The 18194-nt window shown below is 54.2% G+C and carries 19 protein-coding genes; 8 read left to right on the top strand and 11 right to left on the bottom strand.

Translation table 11 applies throughout. From position 1 onward, the window contains the following. The first annotated feature begins 142 nt into the window (after window positions 1–142). Window positions 143–988, top strand: coding sequence for an alpha-1,2-fucosyltransferase (locus FEE96_RS10205; protein WP_138162929.1), 846 nt, complete (start codon window positions 143–145; stop codon window positions 986–988). A gap of 77 nt (window positions 989–1065) precedes the next feature. Here the strand turns inward: FEE96_RS10205 and FEE96_RS10200 are convergent, their stop codons facing one another. Then, window positions 1066–1719 carry a pseudouridine synthase gene (locus FEE96_RS10200; RefSeq protein WP_138162928.1) on the bottom strand — a complete coding sequence of 218 codons (654 nt, stop codon included), beginning with the start codon at window positions 1717–1719 and terminating at the stop codon, window positions 1066–1068. A 106-nt stretch (window positions 1720–1825) separates the two neighbouring features. Here FEE96_RS10200 and FEE96_RS10195 point away from each other — a divergent pair, with 106 nt between their 5' ends. After that, window positions 1826–2236 carry a nuclear transport factor 2 family protein gene (locus FEE96_RS10195; protein WP_138162927.1) on the top strand — a complete coding sequence of 137 codons (411 nt, stop codon included), beginning with the start codon at window positions 1826–1828 and terminating at the stop codon, window positions 2234–2236. A gap of 8 nt (window positions 2237–2244) precedes the next feature. On the opposite strand, the gene FEE96_RS10190 is transcribed toward FEE96_RS10195, so the two are convergent. Then, window positions 2245–2616, bottom strand: a complete 372-nt coding sequence (locus FEE96_RS10190) for a winged helix-turn-helix transcriptional regulator (protein WP_138162926.1) — start codon at window positions 2614–2616, stop codon at window positions 2245–2247. A gap of 117 nt (window positions 2617–2733) precedes the next feature. Here FEE96_RS10190 and FEE96_RS10185 point away from each other — a divergent pair, with 117 nt between their 5' ends. Continuing rightward, entirely contained in the window at window positions 2734–3342 is a 609-nt protein-coding gene (locus FEE96_RS10185) for an NAD(P)H-dependent oxidoreductase (protein ID WP_138162925.1), read from the top strand. A 32-nt stretch (window positions 3343–3374) separates the two neighbouring features. Here FEE96_RS10185 and rarD read toward each other — a convergent pair whose 3' ends face one another. The 4 genes from rarD to FEE96_RS10165 all read right to left on the bottom strand — a co-directional run bounded on the left by rarD (window position 3375) and on the right by FEE96_RS10165 (window position 8394). Next, on the bottom strand, window positions 3375–4277 hold the full coding sequence (gene rarD, locus FEE96_RS10180) for an EamA family transporter RarD (RefSeq protein WP_138162924.1): 903 nt from the start codon (window positions 4275–4277) through the stop codon (window positions 3375–3377). A 68-nt stretch (window positions 4278–4345) separates the two neighbouring features. Next, window positions 4346–4777: a DUF3995 domain-containing protein gene (locus FEE96_RS10175; protein WP_138162923.1), complete on the bottom strand. Its 432-nt coding sequence runs from the start codon at window positions 4775–4777 to the stop codon at window positions 4346–4348. Between the two features lie 68 nt (window positions 4778–4845). Then, window positions 4846–7296 (bottom strand): GcvT family protein, encoded by a 2451-nt coding sequence (locus FEE96_RS10170; RefSeq protein ID WP_138162922.1) that lies wholly within the window; start codon window positions 7294–7296, stop codon window positions 4846–4848. An 84-nt stretch (window positions 7297–7380) separates the two neighbouring features. Then, entirely contained in the window at window positions 7381–8394 is a 1014-nt protein-coding gene (locus tag FEE96_RS10165) for a GlxA family transcriptional regulator (RefSeq protein WP_138162921.1), read from the bottom strand. Between the two features lie 73 nt (window positions 8395–8467). On the opposite strand from FEE96_RS10165, the gene FEE96_RS10160 reads away from it, so the two are divergent. Further along, window positions 8468–8767 carry a DUF1294 domain-containing protein gene (locus FEE96_RS10160; RefSeq protein ID WP_138162920.1) on the top strand — a complete coding sequence of 100 codons (300 nt, stop codon included), beginning with the start codon at window positions 8468–8470 and terminating at the stop codon, window positions 8765–8767. Here the strand turns inward: FEE96_RS10160 and FEE96_RS10155 are convergent. Together FEE96_RS10155 and FEE96_RS10150 are read right to left on the bottom strand one after the other, a co-directional pair. Next, complete coding sequence (locus FEE96_RS10155) at window positions 8747–9199, bottom strand: GAF domain-containing protein (protein ID WP_138162919.1); 453 nt, start codon at window positions 9197–9199, stop codon at window positions 8747–8749. The two genes, FEE96_RS10160 and FEE96_RS10155, sit on opposite strands and share 21 nt — an antisense overlap. Window positions 9200–9290: 91 nt before the next feature. Continuing rightward, window positions 9291–10463: a thiolase family protein gene (locus tag FEE96_RS10150; RefSeq protein ID WP_138162918.1), complete on the bottom strand. Its 1173-nt coding sequence runs from the start codon at window positions 10461–10463 to the stop codon at window positions 9291–9293. 91 nt (window positions 10464–10554) lie between these two features. On the opposite strand from FEE96_RS10150, the gene FEE96_RS10145 reads away from it, so the two are divergent. The 3 genes from FEE96_RS10145 to FEE96_RS10135 all read left to right on the top strand — a co-directional run bounded on the left by FEE96_RS10145 (window position 10555) and on the right by FEE96_RS10135 (window position 13315). Continuing rightward, window positions 10555–10893 carry an STAS domain-containing protein gene (locus FEE96_RS10145; protein ID WP_138162917.1) on the top strand — a complete coding sequence of 113 codons (339 nt, stop codon included), beginning with the start codon at window positions 10555–10557 and terminating at the stop codon, window positions 10891–10893. A gap of 42 nt (window positions 10894–10935) precedes the next feature. After that, on the top strand, window positions 10936–11379 hold the full coding sequence (locus FEE96_RS10140) for an ATP-binding protein (protein ID WP_138162916.1): 444 nt from the start codon (window positions 10936–10938) through the stop codon (window positions 11377–11379). A gap of 358 nt (window positions 11380–11737) precedes the next feature. After that, on the top strand, window positions 11738–13315 hold the full coding sequence (locus tag FEE96_RS10135; RefSeq protein ID WP_138162915.1) for a gamma-glutamyltransferase family protein: 1578 nt from the start codon (window positions 11738–11740) through the stop codon (window positions 13313–13315). Between the two features lie 58 nt (window positions 13316–13373). Here the strand turns inward: FEE96_RS10135 and hspQ are convergent, their stop codons facing one another. Further along, window positions 13374–13700, bottom strand: a complete 327-nt coding sequence (hspQ, locus tag FEE96_RS10130; protein WP_138162914.1) for a heat shock protein HspQ — start codon at window positions 13698–13700, stop codon at window positions 13374–13376. Between the two features lie 291 nt (window positions 13701–13991). Between hspQ and FEE96_RS10125 the strand changes: the two genes are divergently transcribed. Continuing rightward, window positions 13992–14579, top strand: coding sequence for a transglycosylase SLT domain-containing protein (locus tag FEE96_RS10125; protein WP_138162913.1), 588 nt, complete (start codon window positions 13992–13994; stop codon window positions 14577–14579). Window positions 14580–14674: 95 nt separating this feature from the next. Here FEE96_RS10125 and FEE96_RS10120 read toward each other — a convergent pair whose 3' ends face one another. Together FEE96_RS10120 and FEE96_RS10115 are read right to left on the bottom strand one after the other, a co-directional pair. Continuing rightward, window positions 14675–15256, bottom strand: coding sequence for a LolA family protein (locus tag FEE96_RS10120; protein WP_138162912.1), 582 nt, complete (start codon window positions 15254–15256; stop codon window positions 14675–14677). Window positions 15257–15298: 42 nt separating this feature from the next. Then, on the bottom strand, window positions 15299–18169 hold the full coding sequence (locus FEE96_RS10115) for a DNA translocase FtsK (protein WP_138162911.1): 2871 nt from the start codon (window positions 18167–18169) through the stop codon (window positions 15299–15301). Between the last annotated feature and the right edge of the window lie 25 nt (window positions 18170–18194).

Below are 18194 nucleotides of genomic sequence, written 5' to 3'. Positions count from 1 at the left end.
CAGATTTGGATTTTGGCGTGAGATCTTACTCCGATTGGATAACCAACAGAACGAAAGATGGAGGTGTAGGGTGAAGCAGTTACTGGCGTTGCACTGTAGGAGCGCTTAGTAAGGGCAGTACCAAATCACAAAGGATCGCCGTATGATCACTGCCCGCCTCCATGGTCGTCTGGGCAACCAGATGTTCCAGTATGCTGCAGCTGCCGGGTTAGCAGCACGTCATGGTGTGCCGGTGGCACTGGATATGCGCGGTGCGGTCTTGAACGGTGAGGGCGTGCCAACACGGGTGTTCAACCTGGATCTGGCAGATCCGACCAAGCTGCCGCCGTTAAAGCAGAAGTCCCCTCTGCGGTATGCTCTTTGGCGTGGTCTTGGCTCTGCACCAAGGTTTCGTCGGGAAGAGGGGCTTGGATACAATCTGGATATCGAGAGCTGGGAGGATGGAACCTACCTTCACGGGTACTGGCAGAGCGAAAAGTATTTTTCGCATATCAAAGACCAGATCCGCGAGGCCTTTGTCTTCCCCGATTTCTCAAATACCGCAAACGCCGATATGGCAGAGCGGATAGCAGGTAGTAATGCCATATCGTTGCATGTGCGACGTGGCGATTACCTGACGTTTGCGGCACATGTACTGTGTGATCAGGCCTATTACGAGGCTGCACTTGCCCGCGTATTGAAAGGGTTATCAGACAACCCAACGGTCTATGTGTTCTCTGACGACCCACAATGGGCAAAGGACAACCTGCCTCTGCCTGTCGAAAAGGTAGTGGTCGATTTCAACGGCTCAGAAACCGATTTTGAGGACATGCGGTTGATGAGCCTGTGTGAGCATAACATCATCGGCAACAGCTCATTTTCGTGGTGGGCTGCCTGGCTGAACCAGAACCCGGACAAACGTATTGCCGCCCCGGCCAGCTGGTTTGGTGATCCCAAACTGAACAACCCGGACATTCTGCCCGAAGGTTGGCTAGAGATCAGCAGCTAGGCCAGCCTTTCACCAATGCAACGTCAGGTTGTTTCGCATGCGAAACATATTATGTGAATTTGGCTTGCCAAAGGTGTTCAAAAATTCGGTTGGGCGCGAAATTTGATCGATTGACTGGTTTCGGGATGTTTGACCCGCAACTCCTGCGAATGCAGCATCATCCGGTCATGCTCGCGTGCTTCACCGCTTGCATAGAGTGGATCACCCAAGATCGGATGTCCTAAGGCCAGCATATGAATTCGCAATTGATGGGTTCGACCAGTCTTCGGCGTCAGTCGCACCCGGGTTTCATTCGCGCCGTATTTGACAACATTCCAGTCCGTGACTGATGCCTTGCCCGTATTCTGGCAGACCATCTGACGTGGCCGGTTGGGCCAGTCCACAATTAGCGGTAGGTCAACAGTACCCGCACGAGGCTCTAGCCGACCCTCGAGACGCGCCACATAGACCTTACGGGTGGTACGTTGCTCAAATTGCATGGACAGGTTGCGCTGTGCATGTGGGGTCAGAGCAAAGACAATTACACCCGAGGTGTCGCGGTCTAACCGGTGTACCAATAGCGCGTCAGGAAAGGCCAGTTGCACACGTGTCAGCAAGCAATCAGCGAGGTGTTCCCCCCTGCCCGGCACAGATAACAGCCCGGCAGGTTTGTGCACCGCCACAATCTGGGCGTCGGAATGCAGGTACTCTAACGGGTCCTGCGGCGGGGTATATTCGCTTGATACTGCCATAAACGCCTGCCTAGCGCCTGCAGGCTGCAGGGGCAAGTTCCCGCGACGTCGCGCTTGCCTGACATTGCCCATCATCGCAGGATCACACAAAACGGGAGAACCAAAGATGCATCCAACAATCAGCCGTATGATGGACGTAGTGGCCAAGGGAGACGACGGCCTGATTGCCGGGCTGCTAGCTGAGGATGTCCGATTCCTTCCACCAACCTATTACAAAACCTGGACCGGACGCGAACCTGTAGCAGCCGTGCTGGGCCACGTAGGTCGGGTGTTCAGCAATTTTCGCTATCGCCGGGTCATCGGTGAAGGCAACGATTGGGCACTGGAATTCGAGTGCAAGATTGGCGAACTCGACGCGATCGGAGTGGATTTGATCACTTTGAACGAAGCAGGTGAAATACAGTTGTTCGAAGTGACAATGCGCCCCTACAAAAGTGTTGGCGCACTGCGAGAAGCAATGAATGCGCGGGTGATGACCGATGCACGGTTCCTAAAATTTCGCGACGCGCTGACGTGAACCTGCAGTTACGAACCGTATACCTCCGGTTCTATCGACTCGGTCCATTTACGAAGTTCATCGAGAAACAGCAGCGCGGTTTTACCCCGTTCAGTCAGGCTATATTCCACTGAAACCGGGGATGAATTGATAATCTCTCGCGTGACCACCCCCTGCGCCTCGAGATGACGCAAACGTTCGGTGATCATTTTTTTGCTGGCCGCTGCGATCATGCGCGACAAGTCGTTGAACCTGACTGGACCATATTGCAAATGCCATAAGATAGACCCCGTCCATTTCCCCCCCAGAATTTTCATTCCGTCTTCGATTGGGCAGGGTTTTTCGCAGGCCGACGTTGCGCGGCGGCGTCCGTTTTCATCCTCAATCACACGTGGTTTCATCACGGCCCTCAAAAAAACATCCAGGTTACCAAAAGTATACTGGTTGCTATAGTAAACCTATACCCCCACCTCCCGAGATGTGAAGTGAAAAACAACTAACTTTCGGGAAGATCCAACATGTCGAATATTCTCATCATCAACGGTTACCAGCCTTATGACTTTGCCCCCGGCAGCCTGAACCGGGCATTTGCCGAGCGCGCAAAGGCTTTTTTTGAGACGCAGGGCGATCAGGTGCGGGTAACAACCGTGGTTGAGGGCTATGACGTCGAAGCCGAGATCGCCAGCCATCAATGGGCGGACACAATCATTCTGCAGTTTCCGATCCACTGCATGGCAACGCCGTGGAATCTCAAGAAATATCAGGACGAGGTCTACACGGCGGGGATGGATGGGCGTCTGGCCACTGGTGACGGGCGCAGCGCAGAAGCTCCCACTGAGAACTACGGGATGAGTGGCGCGTTAAAAGGCAAAACCTATATGCTGTCGGTCACGTTCAACGCCCCGGTTGAAGCGTTTAACAACCCAGAGCAAGCTTTCTTTGCGGGCGCCTCGGTCGATACGTTGCTGTACCCTTCCCACCAGAATGGTAAGTTTCTTGGCCTTGAAAAGCTGCCCACCTTTGTCGCCTACGATGTGATGAAGAACCCACAGGTCGAGGCGGATTTTGCACGCTTTGACGCACATCTGCGCGACACATTTGCAAAGGTTGCAGAGCCAGCCGAATAACTCACAAAACAGGCGTCCCCTAACCGGGGCGCCTAGGCTGGTTTAGTCCGCATCTGTTTAATCAGAGACACCGAATAGATCACCAATGCTGCCCAGATCATCGGGAAGGCAATCATGCGAGCGCCGCCAAATTCTTCACCAAAGACAAATACGGCAATCAGGAAAATCATCGTTGGCGCGATATATTGCAGGATGCCGATGGTCGACAATCGCAACAGTTTGGCCCCATTTGCATAGGTGATTAAAGGTATCGCCGTAACCACGCCACAGCCCAGCAATAGCGCGGTGTCTATACCTGTGCCGCCAATATGGCCGGTTCCGGTTGCGGACAGATAGATGACATAGCCCAGCGCCACCGGCATCAGGATCAGCACTTCCAGCATGAACCCCTGATTAGGACCAACTGGCAGGGATTTCTTGAAAAAGGCATAGAACCCCCAGCTTAACGTCAGTCCAACGGCCGCCAGTGGTAGGCCTCCGGCGTCCACAGTGAGCACCACCACTGCCGCTGCGGCCAGAGCAATCGCAAGCATCTGCATCCGGCTGGGTCGCTCACCCAGCAAAACCGCACCAAGAAGAATACTGAACAGCGGGTTGATGTAATACCCCAGCGCCGCATCCAGTGCATGGCCACTGGCAATCGACCAGACATAGATACCCCAGTTGACGGTGATCAGTGCAGCAGTGACGCAACCCATCATCAGTGTTTTGGGACTGCGTAGCGCCGCCTTTAGATCCTTGGTTCGGCGCAGCACGATCAACAACACCCCAGCCACCGGCACCGACCAAAGCACCCGGTGTGCCACCACTTCAGCTGCGGGGATATGCGACAGTGCCTTCATGTATAGCGGCAGCAGCCCCCACATCACATAGGCCGAAATGGCAAAGGCCAGGCCACGTGGGCTGTCGATGTTGTCAGTTTTGGGGGATGTCATTGCGCACTCCTATGGCCGTAGTTATGGCAGGTCTTTGCGCAAAGGAAACCGGGAAATGCCATCCCTGTTCAGGTCAGGGCCACATCCAGCAATAGCGCAGCGATCAGCAGGCACAATGGGGCATAAATTCTTTGATCCAGGCGAGCAAAGGGTTGTTCCGGTACCAGCTCCCCCCAGAAGGACATATAGGTTGCCAACCCACGGGCTGAGAACACCAGGATCATGGCGACCAATAGGATTTGATACATCCGTGGCAACAAGATACCCGGCATCAATCCACCAGACGCCAGAACAATATGGGCCGCTGCTGTCAGCACAATAGCGACACCTAAACTGGCCAAACGCGGTGGCATCTTCTGAATGCCCTTACTGCCAACTACGGTACGCGCCAGTGTTTTCTCATCCCCCACTGGCCAGCTGCTGCCCAGCGCCCACAGCAAATGCACCAATGCGATGGCTAGTAGCAGCAGGACGGCAATAATAGCGCTGAAAGGCATCATCTGGTCGGGTTCCTCTGTATAACCGCTGCCGCATGGCTCTCACCATATGGCAGCGGATACAACAGCTATCAGACCTTCACGCGCTCTGACTTGGGATCATACATTGGCTTCAGCGAGGCCTCGGCCCGGACACGGGTTCCCATCACGTCAATTTCATAGGTCGAAGCCAACACATCAGCGGCACTCTCACCTTCACAGGGCACATAACCTAACCCAATCGCGCCGCCTAGCGTGTGGCCATAGTTACCAGAACTGAGATAGCCGACGATCTTACCATCTCGGATCAAGGGTTCGTTGTGATACAACATGGGTTCAGGATCAGTCAGTTTGAACTGCACCATGCGGTTTGTTGGGCCATTTTCCTTGCGCGCCAACACAGCATCGCGACCGATAAAATCTGGTTTGTCAGTTTTCACCGCAAACCCCAATCCAGCATCAATCACATGATCTTCGCAGGTGATGTCATGGCCAAAGTGACGAAACCCTTTTTCAATCCGGCAGCTGTCCATCATGTGCATCCCGCACAGTTTCATCCCCAAGTCATGACCTGCCTCGGATAGAGTTTCAAACGCGTGGCCCGCCATATCCGAACTGACATAGATCTCCCAGCCGAGCTCACCCACATAGGTCACCCGATGAACACGGGCCAATCCCATGCCCAGCTCAATCTCCTGCGCGGTACCAAAAGGGTTCACCGCATTGGAGAAGTCACCTGGCGACACCCGTTGCAGCAACTCGCGTGACCGCGGCCCCATCACGGCCAACACGCCCTCGCCTGCCGTGACATCGGTCAACACCACCCGATAATCGCCCTGATGACGCATCATCCAGGTCTGATCCGCCAAACGCGTTGTCGAGGGCGTTACAACCAAATAAGCGGTCTCGCTCAGGCGGGTGACGGTGACATCTGCCTCGATCCCGCCACTTGCATTCAGGAATTGAGTATAGACGATCTTGCCTGCCGGTACCGACAAGTTGGCACCACAAACATAGTTCAGGAACGCCTCGGCATCGGGGCCTTCGACGCGAATTTTACCAAACGAAGACATGTCATACATGCCGACGTTTTCACGCACAGCCCGGTGTTCCGAAGCGGAGTTTTCGAACCAGTTTTGCCGCTTCCAGCTGTACTGATACTCACGCTCCTGTCCTTCATTTGCAAACCAGTTGGCCCGCTCCCAGCCAGCGGTTTCGCCCATCACAGCGCCCTGATCCAACAGTTGCTGATGGAACGGAGAGCGACGAACACCGCGCGCGGTGGCCTTTTGCCGGTAAGGGAAGTGATCCGCATAGAGCAGCCCCAGTGTTTCCTTGGAGCGCTCATACAGATAGTGCTGATTACCCTGGAATGGATGCATGCGGGAGATATCAACGTCACCCAGATCAAAGGGCTTCTCGCCTGCGTCCATCCATTGTGCCAGAGCCATTCCAGCGCCACCAGCAGATTGAATACCGATTGAGTTGAAGCCTGCGGCAACCCAGACGTTATCCATCTCAGGGGCTTGGCCCAGATGATAGGCATCGTCCGGGGTAAAGCTCTCGGGCCCGTTAAAGAAGGTGTGGATACCTGCTTCGGCCAGCATAGGCATACGCTCGCAGGCAGCTTCAAGGATCGGCTCAAAATGGTCGAAATCTTCAGGCAATTGGTCAAACTCAAACCGGTCAGAAATACCATCCATGCCCCAGGGTTTGGCATTGGGTTCAAAGGCACCCAGCAAGATCTTACCGGCATCTTCCTTGTAATAAGCACATTCATCCGGCACCCGCAGCACTGGCATCTGGGTCAGGCCGGGAATCGCTTCGGTGACAATGTAAAAATGCTCGCAGGCGTGCAGCGGCACGTTGGTGCCTGCCATTTTACCAACTTCACGGCCCCACATGCCTGCGCAATTCACCACCATGTCGGCTTCGATATGGCCCTGCTGTTCACCATCGTCGCTTGCCCAGTCTACACCCGTGACCCGGCGACCTTGCTTTGTCATGCCGGTCACCTTGATACGCTCCTTGACCAGCGCACCATTCTGACGCGCGCCCTTGGCCATCGCCAGTGCGATGTTGGCCGGATCCGCCTGCCCGTCTGTCGGCAACCAGATACCACCGGTCACGCCATCCAGGTTCAGATGCTCGTAACGCTGCTTGACCTCTGCCGGTGACAGTTCTTCGGCAGGAACCCCAAAGGCCCGCGCCATGGCGGCGCTGCGGTATAATTCTTCGCGTCGCTCATCCGTCAGCGCAACCGAGATAGATCCTACCTGGCGAATGCCCGTAGCAACCCCGGTTTCTTCTTCCAGCCCGTGATACAACTCAGCCGAATACCGCGCCAGTTTGGTCATGTTCGAGCTGGCGCGCAGCTGACCGATCAGCCCGGCGGCGTGCCAGGTGGTGCCCGATGTCAATTGTTTGCGTTCTAGCAGCACCACGTCCTGCCAGCCCAGTTTGGCCAAATGATAGGCTACCGAGCAGCCAATAACACCGCCGCCGATGATGACCACACGGGCCTTGGTGGGAAGATCGCTCATGTCGTCGCTCCAGACTCTGAATTTCTCATCAGCCTGACATGCTTGCGTGACTGGAAATGCACCATTTCCGCCAATTTTTGACAGTTATTCTCCGATCTCAGGATCGAGTGTTGCCCCCTGCCCGCCAGACCGACGCCTTTTGCGCACCACAAGCGGCGTAAGTCCAAACTGCGCCTTATACTGTCCGGAAAAGCCACTGGGGAAACCACAGGCCAGCCCAATTTCCTGTACGCTGAGACTGGTGTTGAGCAACAGGTTGTTGGCTTTGCTTAACCGCATTTCACGATAGAAACTGTTGGGGGTTGTAGCAAAGCTGGTCTTGAACTTGCGCTCAAGTGACCGGGCAGAAATACCGACTTGAGCGACCAGTTCGGAAATAGGCAGCGGATCCTCAATATTGTCCTGCATGATCCGGATACAATGGTCGAGATCGGTGTCTCCGGTCGCAGTTCCCCGTGCGCCGCCAAACGGTTGTCGGGTGGAAAAGTCGCGGATATTGTCGTGCAGCAGTACATTGGCCACTGTCACCAGCGCCGCAGGTGAAATGTGCCGCCCCATCAGTGACAAGACCACATCGACCGTTGCCCCCATGCCGGCACAGGTCACCACAGGCCCATCTTCACTGGCCAATGCGGAACCTGCTTCAAACAATCCACTGCGTTCACGCAACAGGGCAGAGTTTTCCCAATGGGTGGAGAGGTGTACCCCTTTATCACCTCGATCCTGGATGTATCGGCTGGCGGCCTCGGCCAAGAGAAACACCTGCGCGTTGCGATAGGTATAAGCCGAGATCAGCCCCGGTAGCGACAAAGCAGGGGTGTCGGGATCGCTATTGCCGATCACAAAGGCATAATCAGCTGTTGGCCGGTCGACAAAAGGTTGGGAATTGACAAAGGCCTCGCAACGGCTTTCGATCATCCCGCCCTTGGCTGATCGGTAGGTCCAGGAAAATGGCGGTTGCGCGATGATCCGATTGGCAACACGCAGGGCATCGACAATTGCTGCGACTTCAAGCAGGACAAAGCCATCAGCAACAACAATATCAATCTGCCAGCACCGGGACGTTGGCTTTAAGTCGGGTTTAGATCGGCTGTTCATATGGCGAGTCCTAGGGCATCTTCACCAAAATCCGCAACGGTAAACCAAAGCGTTAGGAGGGAGAAACAACAGTATGTTCACCAACCCTTGGGTTCTTACTGCCTTGTATCTTTTTACTATCAACGCCTTAGAGATATTACTCTTGATGCTTGATAAACGTCGGGCACGACTTGGTCTTTGGCGCATATCTGAACGAACCCTGCTGACTGTAGCCCTGGTGGGCGGCACACCGGGCGCCTATTGGAGCCGCCAACTGTTTCGCCACAAGACCCGGAAACAGCCGTTTTCGACACTGTTGCATGCGATTGCCCTACTGCAATTGATAGCTGGGACGGCGATTATCTGGAGCGCCCTAACTGGCAAATACGTCTGACAGGATCTGACCTAGGGCTGTGGCATCTTTCTGTGTAAACGCATCCGGTTGATTGCTGTCGATGTCAAAAACGCCAATCAAACCACCCGAGTTATCAAACACCGGCAACACCAATTCCGATCGAGTGGAGCTGGCACAGGCGATATGACCTTCAAAGCTTTCAACATCTGCAACCAACTGAACTTCTCCCGTTCGGGCCGCTGCACCACAAACACCGCGCGAAAATGGTATTTGGAGACAACCGTGACCACCCTGATAGGGGCCAATTTTTAGCAAATCCGGGTCAGTGACACGGTAGAACCCAGTCCAGTCAAAGCGATCATCGGAAAAGTGGACTTCGCAGGCGACAGTGGCCATCAACGCCACTTGGTCCGTTTCTCCGGCAGTCAGAGAGGCAATGGTTTTTGCAAGGTAAGAATAGTCAACGCTCATAGAGAAACCTTTGATTTAAAGGGGTGGGGGCCAGCCCCCTTTTGACCTGACGGTCAATTCACCCCCGGGATATTTTTGAGCTAGATGAAGATCAGATCCGCTCAATTGCGATTGCAGTGCCTTCACCGCCACCGATGCAGATCGCCGCTATTCCTCGTTTTAGTCCACGTTTTTCCAACGCATTCAGCAAGGTAACGATTATTCGTGCACCTGATGCGCCAATCGGGTGTCCCAGCGCGCAGGCACCGCCGTTAACGTTTACAATATCACGCGACAGGCCCATTTCACGCATAAAGGCCATAGGGACCACAGCAAAGGCTTCGTTCACCTCCCACAAGTCGACGTCTGTATTGGACCAACCAATCTGGGACATCAGCTTTTGCACTGCCGGTACTGGTGCAGTGGTAAACAGGCCTGGTGCCTGCGCATGGCTGGCATGACCGAGGATACGCGCTCGTGTGGTCAGCCCCTGTGCCGCCGCAGATTCGGCAGAGGCCAGCACAAGCGCGGCCGCACCATCTGAGATCGAAGATGCATTCGCCGCCGTCACCGTGCCATCCTTACGAAATGCCGGTTTCAATGTGGGGATTTTTTCAGGACGCGCCGACTTGGGCTGCTCATCCGCGTCACTGACGATTTCTCCTTTACGTGTTTTGACGGTGACCGGGGCGATCTCACCGTCAAAAGCACCGCTTTCTTGCGCCTCCAGCGCGTTTGAAAGCGATCTCAGGGCGAATTCGTCCTGCTCCTGACGGCTGAATTGATAAGTATCGGCGCACTCTTCGGCAAATGTCCCCATTAGGCGACCCTTATCATAGGCGTCTTCAAGCCCATCGAGGAACATATGGTCGATCACCTGATTGTGGCCAATTCGAGCACCGCCGCGCATTTTTGGCAGCAGATATGGAGCGTTGGACATGCTCTCCATGCCACCAGCAATCATGGATTCGGCATGGCCTAGCGCGATCTGATCAAAAGCCATCATCGTGGCCTTCATCCCGGACCCACACATCTTGTTCAGTGTGGTGGCTGGCACCTCTTCGCCCAGACCAGCGGCAAAACCGGCCTGGCGAGCCGGTGCCTGACCTTGGCCCGCAGGCAATACACAGCCCATCAAAACTTCGTCTACGGTGGCAGTTCCTGCACCCGAAAGGGCGGCCCGAATCGCCGCACCGCCCAGCTCAGCGGCAGCGACGCCATCAAATACGCCTTGAAATCCGCCCATTGGCGTTCGGGCAGCCCCCGCAATGATAACCTCTTTCATGCTCTTTCCTCTTCAGCTTTGATCCTGCATACAAAATGGTAAGGTTTGCGGTCTAGTCTGCACAGTAACGAAATGCCAACTGGGGGAAATTATGAGCCTGACCAGCACAACAACGGGCAGTGCCCAAATTGTTACCGTGAACGCGGAACGCATTGATGCAACGATCGCGATTCAATTCAAAGAAGATATGCGCAACGAAACCGAAGGTGGAGCAGACCGGGTCATTTTAGACCTGTCTGAGGTGGAATTTATTGATTCCAGCGGATTAGGCGCCATTGTCGCTGCGATGAAGCAGCTAGGCAGCAGTCGCAAGATGGATCTTGCTGGCCTGTCCCCAATGGTCGACAAAGTATTTCGGTTGACCCGTATGGACACCGTTTTTGATCTTTATGCCTCGCTGAACGAGGCCACTGCCACCAGCAACAGCTAACTGATGGTATCGAAGGCGCAATTTGCGCGGAGTGAAAGCCCAATGGTTAATACTTTTGCCTACTCGTTCCTGGCCACGGAGCTGAATGCCCGCAGTGGCATTGGTTCGGTGGTGGAGCGGTTGCGGACAATGGGGCTTCCCGAAGCCCGGGCAGAAGAGGTGCAGATCGCGCTGGCCGAGGCTGTCAACAATGTTGTTGAGCACGCCTATGCAGGTACCGACCCCGGTGACGTGAACATACGCTGCAATCTGGATGCGGATCAGTTGTGGATTAACATTCACGACGCAGGCCTGCCCTTGCCCGATGACAAGTTACCTGAAGGTAAGCCAGTCGATTTGAACGTTCCTCATGCAGATCTCCCTGAAGGTGGGTTTGGTTGGTTTTTGATTCGTGAATTGACCAGCGATATTCACTACGAACGCAAAAGTGGGAACAATCAGCTATCCCTTCGATTTGAAGTGAGCGCCAGTGCGCCTTTGGGATAATTCACATCCTTCGTGGCTCAACGGCTCGCTCCATTCAGTTTACATCACTCCCACTCCAGCTGCATCATTTCAGCGCTGTATTTCAGAACATCCCAATTAGACCCGTTCATTCCATCAGGACGCCATATTGCTGCCGCAAAATTGGCAAATCTACGCCCAAAGTCTATGCAATTACTTTACATGTAGCTGCACAAAGCTTCCCTCGGCGTCGCGTCAATCTAGCCCCCACCCTGTACGCGCGCCGGGGACTTCTTTCTTCTTTTAAAACGTTGGCTTAATGTACCTAATCGTCATCTATGAGGATTGCTTTCCGGAGCCTAACTTCTAATCTCCCAGCAACACTTGACGGGAGATAACCATGCGAGACTTTCAAATTCCGGGCCGTTCGGCGGTCTTCGCCCAAAACGGAATCTGTGCGACTTCGCATCCGCTGGCGGCGGGAGCCGCGATCGATATCTTACGACGGGGTGGGAATGCAATGGATGCCGCCATTGCCGGCGCAGTATTGTTGGGAATTTGCGAGCCCCAAATGACGGGGATCGGTGGCGATTGTTTCCTGCTTTATACTCGGCCAGGTTCAAATGATATCCACGCCCTTAACGGATCTGGACGTGCTCCCGCAGCTGCCAACGCAGCGGATTTACGCGATCAAGGGCTGGATACTGTTCCCCTAAACAGCCCTCACTCGGTGACCATACCCGGTGCGATAGACGCCTTTTGCCATCTGGCTGAAACAGAGGGCAAACTGGGCCTTGATGCGGTGCTGCAACCCGCCATTCACTATGCGGACACAGGGGTTCCGGTGGCTGCTCGTGTGGCTTTTGACTGGGCTGAAGGGGCCGCCACACTGCAGGGTAGCGCGCGTCGTGATTACCTGTTCAACCGCGAGCCACCGCGTGTAGGACAAGTTTTTCGGTCACCCGGTCAGGCAGAAGTTTTACGTCGGGTTGCGCGTGATGGGCGCGACGCCTTTTACACTGGCGAGGTCGCTGACGATATGTTGGCAGCTTTGACCAAGCAGGGTGGCGTCCATCAAGCGGATGATTTTGCCAGAACCGCCTGCTTTTCTACCACTCCGGTAAGTGGTGACTATAAAGGGATAGATCTGGTTGAGCATCCGCCCAATGGTCAGGGCGCAACCGCGATTCTGATGCTTAACATTCTGAAGCACTTTGACATTGCTGCAATGGATCCGTTCGGGGCGCAACGCACGCATATCGAAGCGGAGGCCGCAAAGCTGGCCTATGATGCCCGCAACCGGTTTATTGCTGATCCGGATCACATGACCCGATTGCAGCATATGCTGGCCCCTGAAACGGCGGCTAAACTGGCAGCGCTGATCAACCATAACCGCGCCATGGCAAACCCGGCACAGCTGAGTGAGGCCGTGCACAAGGATACAATCTATATCACAGTGGTCGACAAAGACCGGATGGCGGTCTCGCTGATCTACTCCATTTTCCACGGATTTGGGTCCGGAATTGCTTCGGACAAATTTGGCATATTGCTGCAGAACCGTGGCGCCGGATTTACCCTGCAACAGGGCCACCCAAATGAACTGGGCGGAAACAAGCAGCCAATGCACACGATCATTCCCGGCATGCTGCGCCAGAATGGACGGGTGGTGATGCCTTTTGGTGTGATGGGCGGAGCGTATCAGCCCAACGGGCATGCGCGACTTGTTTCGAATTTGACTGATTTCGATATGGAGTTGCAAGCCGCAATGGATGCGCCACGCGCCTTCCATGATGGCACTGTTATGAACGTTGAACGGGGGTATTCAAATACTGTCCGGCAGCAGCTAGCAGACATGGGCCATAAGGTGAAAGTGCCGCACACAGCTATTGGCGGGTCACAAGCAATCCGCATTCACGATCATGGGGTTTTGGAAGGCACCAGTGACCCACGCAAGGATGGCTGCGCAATAGGCTACTAATCCGACAGAAGCGTTCAGTGTAGGGTGCGTGCTTGCACGCACCTTCGCCAACCAGGCATTAGTTCAGTTGAAAATGCAGCGGATAGGTGCCGTCTGAAAACGGGCCAAACATATCTGGGATATCCGGGTGGTCCACTGGTTCGCCAGAATAGTCGGCAACCAGATTTTGTTCCGAGACATAGGCCACGTAATAGCTTTGGTCATTTTCGGCCAGTAAATGGTAAAACGGCTGTTCTTTTACGGGTCGGCTTTCTTCAGGGATTGCCTGATACCACTCATCCGTATTGGTAAACTCGGGATCGACATCAAACACCACACCACGAAACGGATGCTTTTTGTGGCGAACAACTTGCCCCAAGTGATATTTTGCGCGTGTTCTTAGCATGTCTCTGCAGCCCCCAGATCTTATTTATACTCTGTGATCACTGACTTTGTCCAACAGTTGAGACCCAATTATGAGAAACAGTCTGTGGGTATTTGTTTAACAGTACAGATAATCTTAGCGCTGCTTACTCTCGAGACAACCAGCAAAATTTTTGACCGAATGTCACTTCGGTTCAGATGATTACACAGATTGTGGCTGCGCCGCTGCTAATAAAATCATATTTGCAAATGTGATTTCATCCACAGGTCATTTTTTGATATGGTCTGCAAAAAAACAAGAAGGCAGAGGCAAATGAGCAGAATCATCAGCGCCTTGATCGCATTGCTGATCATGGCATCCTGCGGCGGTGGCCAGAAATCACCGCCACGTAATCTGGACAACGCCTGCAGCATCATCAAGCAGCGTCCGGACTACCTGAAAGCGTTTAAATCCACCGAACGTCGCTGGGGTGTCCCGGTGCACGTTCAGATGGCGACAATTTATCAAGAAAGCCGCTATCGCGCTGACGCACGCACGCCGCACAAATATGTTCTGGGGGTGATCCCGATGGGACGTGTCTCTAGCGCCTATGGCTACTCACAGGCACTGGATGGCACTTGGGATGAGTATCGCCAAGAGGCCGGCAAGCGTGGAGCCAAACGCAATCGCATACAACACGCCAGTGACTTTATGGGTTGGTACATGAACAATAGCCGCGAGAAAAACGGTATTCCGCTGACCGATGCGCGCAACCAATACTTAGCTTATCATGAAGGCAACACTGGCTACGCCCGTGGCAGCTATCGATCCAAGCCCTGGCTGCTAAGAGTTGCGAATGAGGTCAATGACCGATCAAATATGTACCAAAGACAGTTGGCCAACTGCCGCCAGTTCAACTGATCAGCTTTTAGTGTAGGGCAACCCCACAAGGTGTTGCCCTACGATTGACAGCGAACCCCAATCATACAGTCGGAAACGAAGATTTCGTTGGGCGCTTAATTGCTTGCCGTAGTACTGAACAGATTGGATGGCAGCCGTAATCCGGTTTCCAAAGCGCCAAGTATTACCGTAGTTTGCCCCCCGGCATTGTCGTGAACGACCCACTTTCGCAGCTCTACCGGATCACCAGTGAACATCAACTCGATGCTGCCATAGTCCGGGTGTTCCGGATCCTGCGACCGAACAATCGTTGTGGTTCCATCAAACCTATGTCCAACCACCATATTAGCCTGATTTAAATTCACTTTGCGGGCAAGGATCACCGACAAAGGCGTGCGTTTTAGCGGGTAAGTTTCAGGCGGTTGATTTGACTTGGGATCAAAAATCACAACTGACCCAGCACCGGCGACCACTGTGCCCCCGCCCGGAGTGTCGTATTCAAACCGCATCCGGCCAGGACGGTGAATATACAGCTGGCCTGTCGACAGACTGCCATCATCGTTGATCTGGGTAAAACTGGACTTGGCCGTTTTGATACCATTCAGGTAGCCAGAGATTTCATTCAGGCTCAGCTTTTCTGCGGCCCATGTGGCAGGGGCGCAGACAGTCAGCGCCAGAGCTAATACAATCGGTTTCATAGATCCTACATAAGCCCTGTGCGCTGAATGTGAAGAGGTGTGTTACTGCTGCTCTGGAACCAGAATTTCCCTTTTACCCACGTGGTTTGCAGGAGAAACAAGGCCCTCGTCCTCCATTTGCTCAACCAGCCTCGCGGCTTTGTTATAGCCGATGGCAAGTTTACGCTGAATATAAGAGGTTGAACATTTCCGGTCTTTGATCACGATCTGTACGGCGGTGTCATACAGTGCGTCTTCACCGTTGGTGTTACCACCTGTCAGTCCCAGAACTGCATCAATATTGCTAGCTTTATCGTCATCAGGACCTTCCAACACGTTGCTCATGTATTCTGGCGGGCCAAAGGCCTTGAGGTGGTTGACGATCTCTTCAACCTCTTCATCCGAAACAAAGGGGCCATGACAACGGGTGATCTTGGCGCCACCAGCCATATAAAGCATGTCACCCATGCCCAACAATTGTTCGGCACCCATTTCGCCCAAAATTGTACGGCTGTCGATTTTCGAGGTCACCTGGAAGGAAATCCGGGTGGGGAAGTTTGCCTTGATGGTACCAGTGATCACATCAACCGACGGACGCTGGGTGGCCATGATCAGGTGGATACCAGACGCACGCGCCATCTGCGCGAGGCGCTGAATACAGGCCTCGATCTCTTTACCAGCGACCATCATCAAATCGGCCATTTCGTCCACGACAACCACGATATAGGGCAGCACTTCGGGGGCGAATTCTTCAGTCTCGAACATCGGTTCGCCGGTATCGTCGTCAAACCCGGTCTGGACCGTGCGCGTGAACATTTCACCCTTGTCTAAGGCGTCACGGACCCGTCCGTTATAGCCTTCGATATTTCGCACGCCCATTTTGGACATTTTACGATAGCGATCTTCCATCTCGCCAACGGTCCATTTCAACGCCACAACCGCTTTTTTCGGGTCGGTCACGACAGGCGAAAGCAGGTGCGGGATGCCATCATAAACCGACAATTCCAACATCTTGGGATCGATCATGATCATGCGGCATTCGGACGGTGTCAGCTTGTATAGCAGCGACAGGATCATGGTGTTGATGGCCACCGATTTACCGGAACCCGTGGTACCCGCGATCAGCAAGTGAGGCATCTTAGCCAAATTGGCCACAACCGAGTCACCGCCAATATCTTTGCCCAACGCCAATGGCAGGCTCATCGTGCTATCGCCAAAGCCACGCGATGCCAGAATTTCACGCAAAACAACTTTCTCGCGGTTTTCATTGGGCAGTTCGATGCCAATGACAGAGCGACCAGGCACGGTCGAGACACGCGCAGACAGGGCCGACATGGACCGGGCGATATCATCGGCCAGGCCAATCACGCGGCTGGCTTTCAAACCTGGCGCAGGCTCCAGTTCGTACATGGTCACAACTGGGCCGGGGCGGACCGAGACGATCTCACCTTTGACGCCGTAGTCGTCCAGAACATGCTCTAGCATACGGGCATTTTCTTCGAGAGCCTCATCGCTCAGATGATGCCGCTCAATGTTGTCCGGATTGGACAGCAAGTTCAGAGGTGGCAATTCAAAACCATTTTCGCCGTCTTCAAAGACCAGTCCAGGCTGCGCCTCGGCAATCGCACGAGAGGACGGCACCACTGGTTTCAAAACCGGCTTTTCAACCACAGATTTGCGCGGCTCGGAAATGGGCAGATCCATCGGAGCCCGCGGCAGAGCTGGCTGCGGCGCAACAGGGATTTCTTCTGCAAAATCGATATCTTCTGCAGGGGCCATTGTCGGTGCTGACGCGGGGGTGAAAGGTTGAGCCGACATCGGAGGTTCTGGCGGCAACCCATCCAGTGGGGATTGCGGGTTAAACACCAGCGGCTCGGGGCGGCGGCCCCTCCCCTTGGTCAGTGGCAAATTCGGGTCCTGCTCAGGCGGCAGGTCTGCAGCGCGGCGCTCGCGTACAGCATCAGCGATCCTTGCAGCGATGCGATCATCACCCGGCATACCGTCCACTTCCGCAAAGGACTGCGGTTCAACCAATTCTGGTTCCGGCATTGTCATCGCTTCGGAACGCCGGATTAAGGATGGCATCCGAGATAACAGACCACCGCGTTCTGGCGCAGGTTCCTCAACAACATCTTCTACGGGTGGCGAGGCAGGGACCACCCCGTAGCGATCCATAGTTTCGATCACTTGTGGTTCGGTCTCAGCATCAAGCCTGTCGGCTTCAGCCCGTTCGGCGCGTTGCGCACGGTAATTCATCGCCGCATGCAGGCCACCGGTCGCACCCCGGCCTAATAAGTTAGCCAAAGCGCCGTATACCATGATCACCCCAATCAGCATGAAACGACCAGCACGGGCCAATTCTACCCCTGTAAAACCCAGAACATATGTTCCCAACCAAACCATGCTCATCGCAGCCAGCAGCGTCATAAGTTTAACCGTGATGGCATAGCTAATCGGAGACAGGGTCAACAACACCCCAATAAATGTGTCGCCCACCAATCCACCAAGTCCATAGTTATGATTGGCAAGCCAAGATTCAGCTGGAACAAGAGTGGCTGCATAGATCGAGCAAAAAAGAATAGCAATTGGCGCAAAAACAATCCGCGGCATAGCCCTGTCTTCATCCCAGTGCAGTGTACATCGTGCGCCCCATACCAATAGTGTCAGTGCAATCGCCCATGCACCACCTTTGCCAATTACCATGAACGCCGCCCATGTGAGTGAAGCACCGGGTCGTCCCATCCAATTTTGCACTGGGGCATCGGTCGAAACCCACCAATTGGGGTCATCAGGCGTATAAGAACCAATCATTGCCGCAACCATCAAGCCAGTAATGATCAGCAAGATGCCAACCAGTTCTTTGCCACGTTTTTCGATGGCTGCTTGCATATTACTATCCAACAGCGGGTCGCGACTGCGTGTTTGAAATGCCATGCCTACCTCGGTTCCTCATGTGGGC

The sequence above is a fragment of the Parasedimentitalea maritima genome (genome assembly GCF_005771405.1).
Lineage (GTDB): Bacteria > Pseudomonadota > Alphaproteobacteria > Rhodobacterales > Rhodobacteraceae > Parasedimentitalea > Parasedimentitalea maritima.
This window is presented reverse-complemented; position numbering and strand designations above follow the sequence as displayed.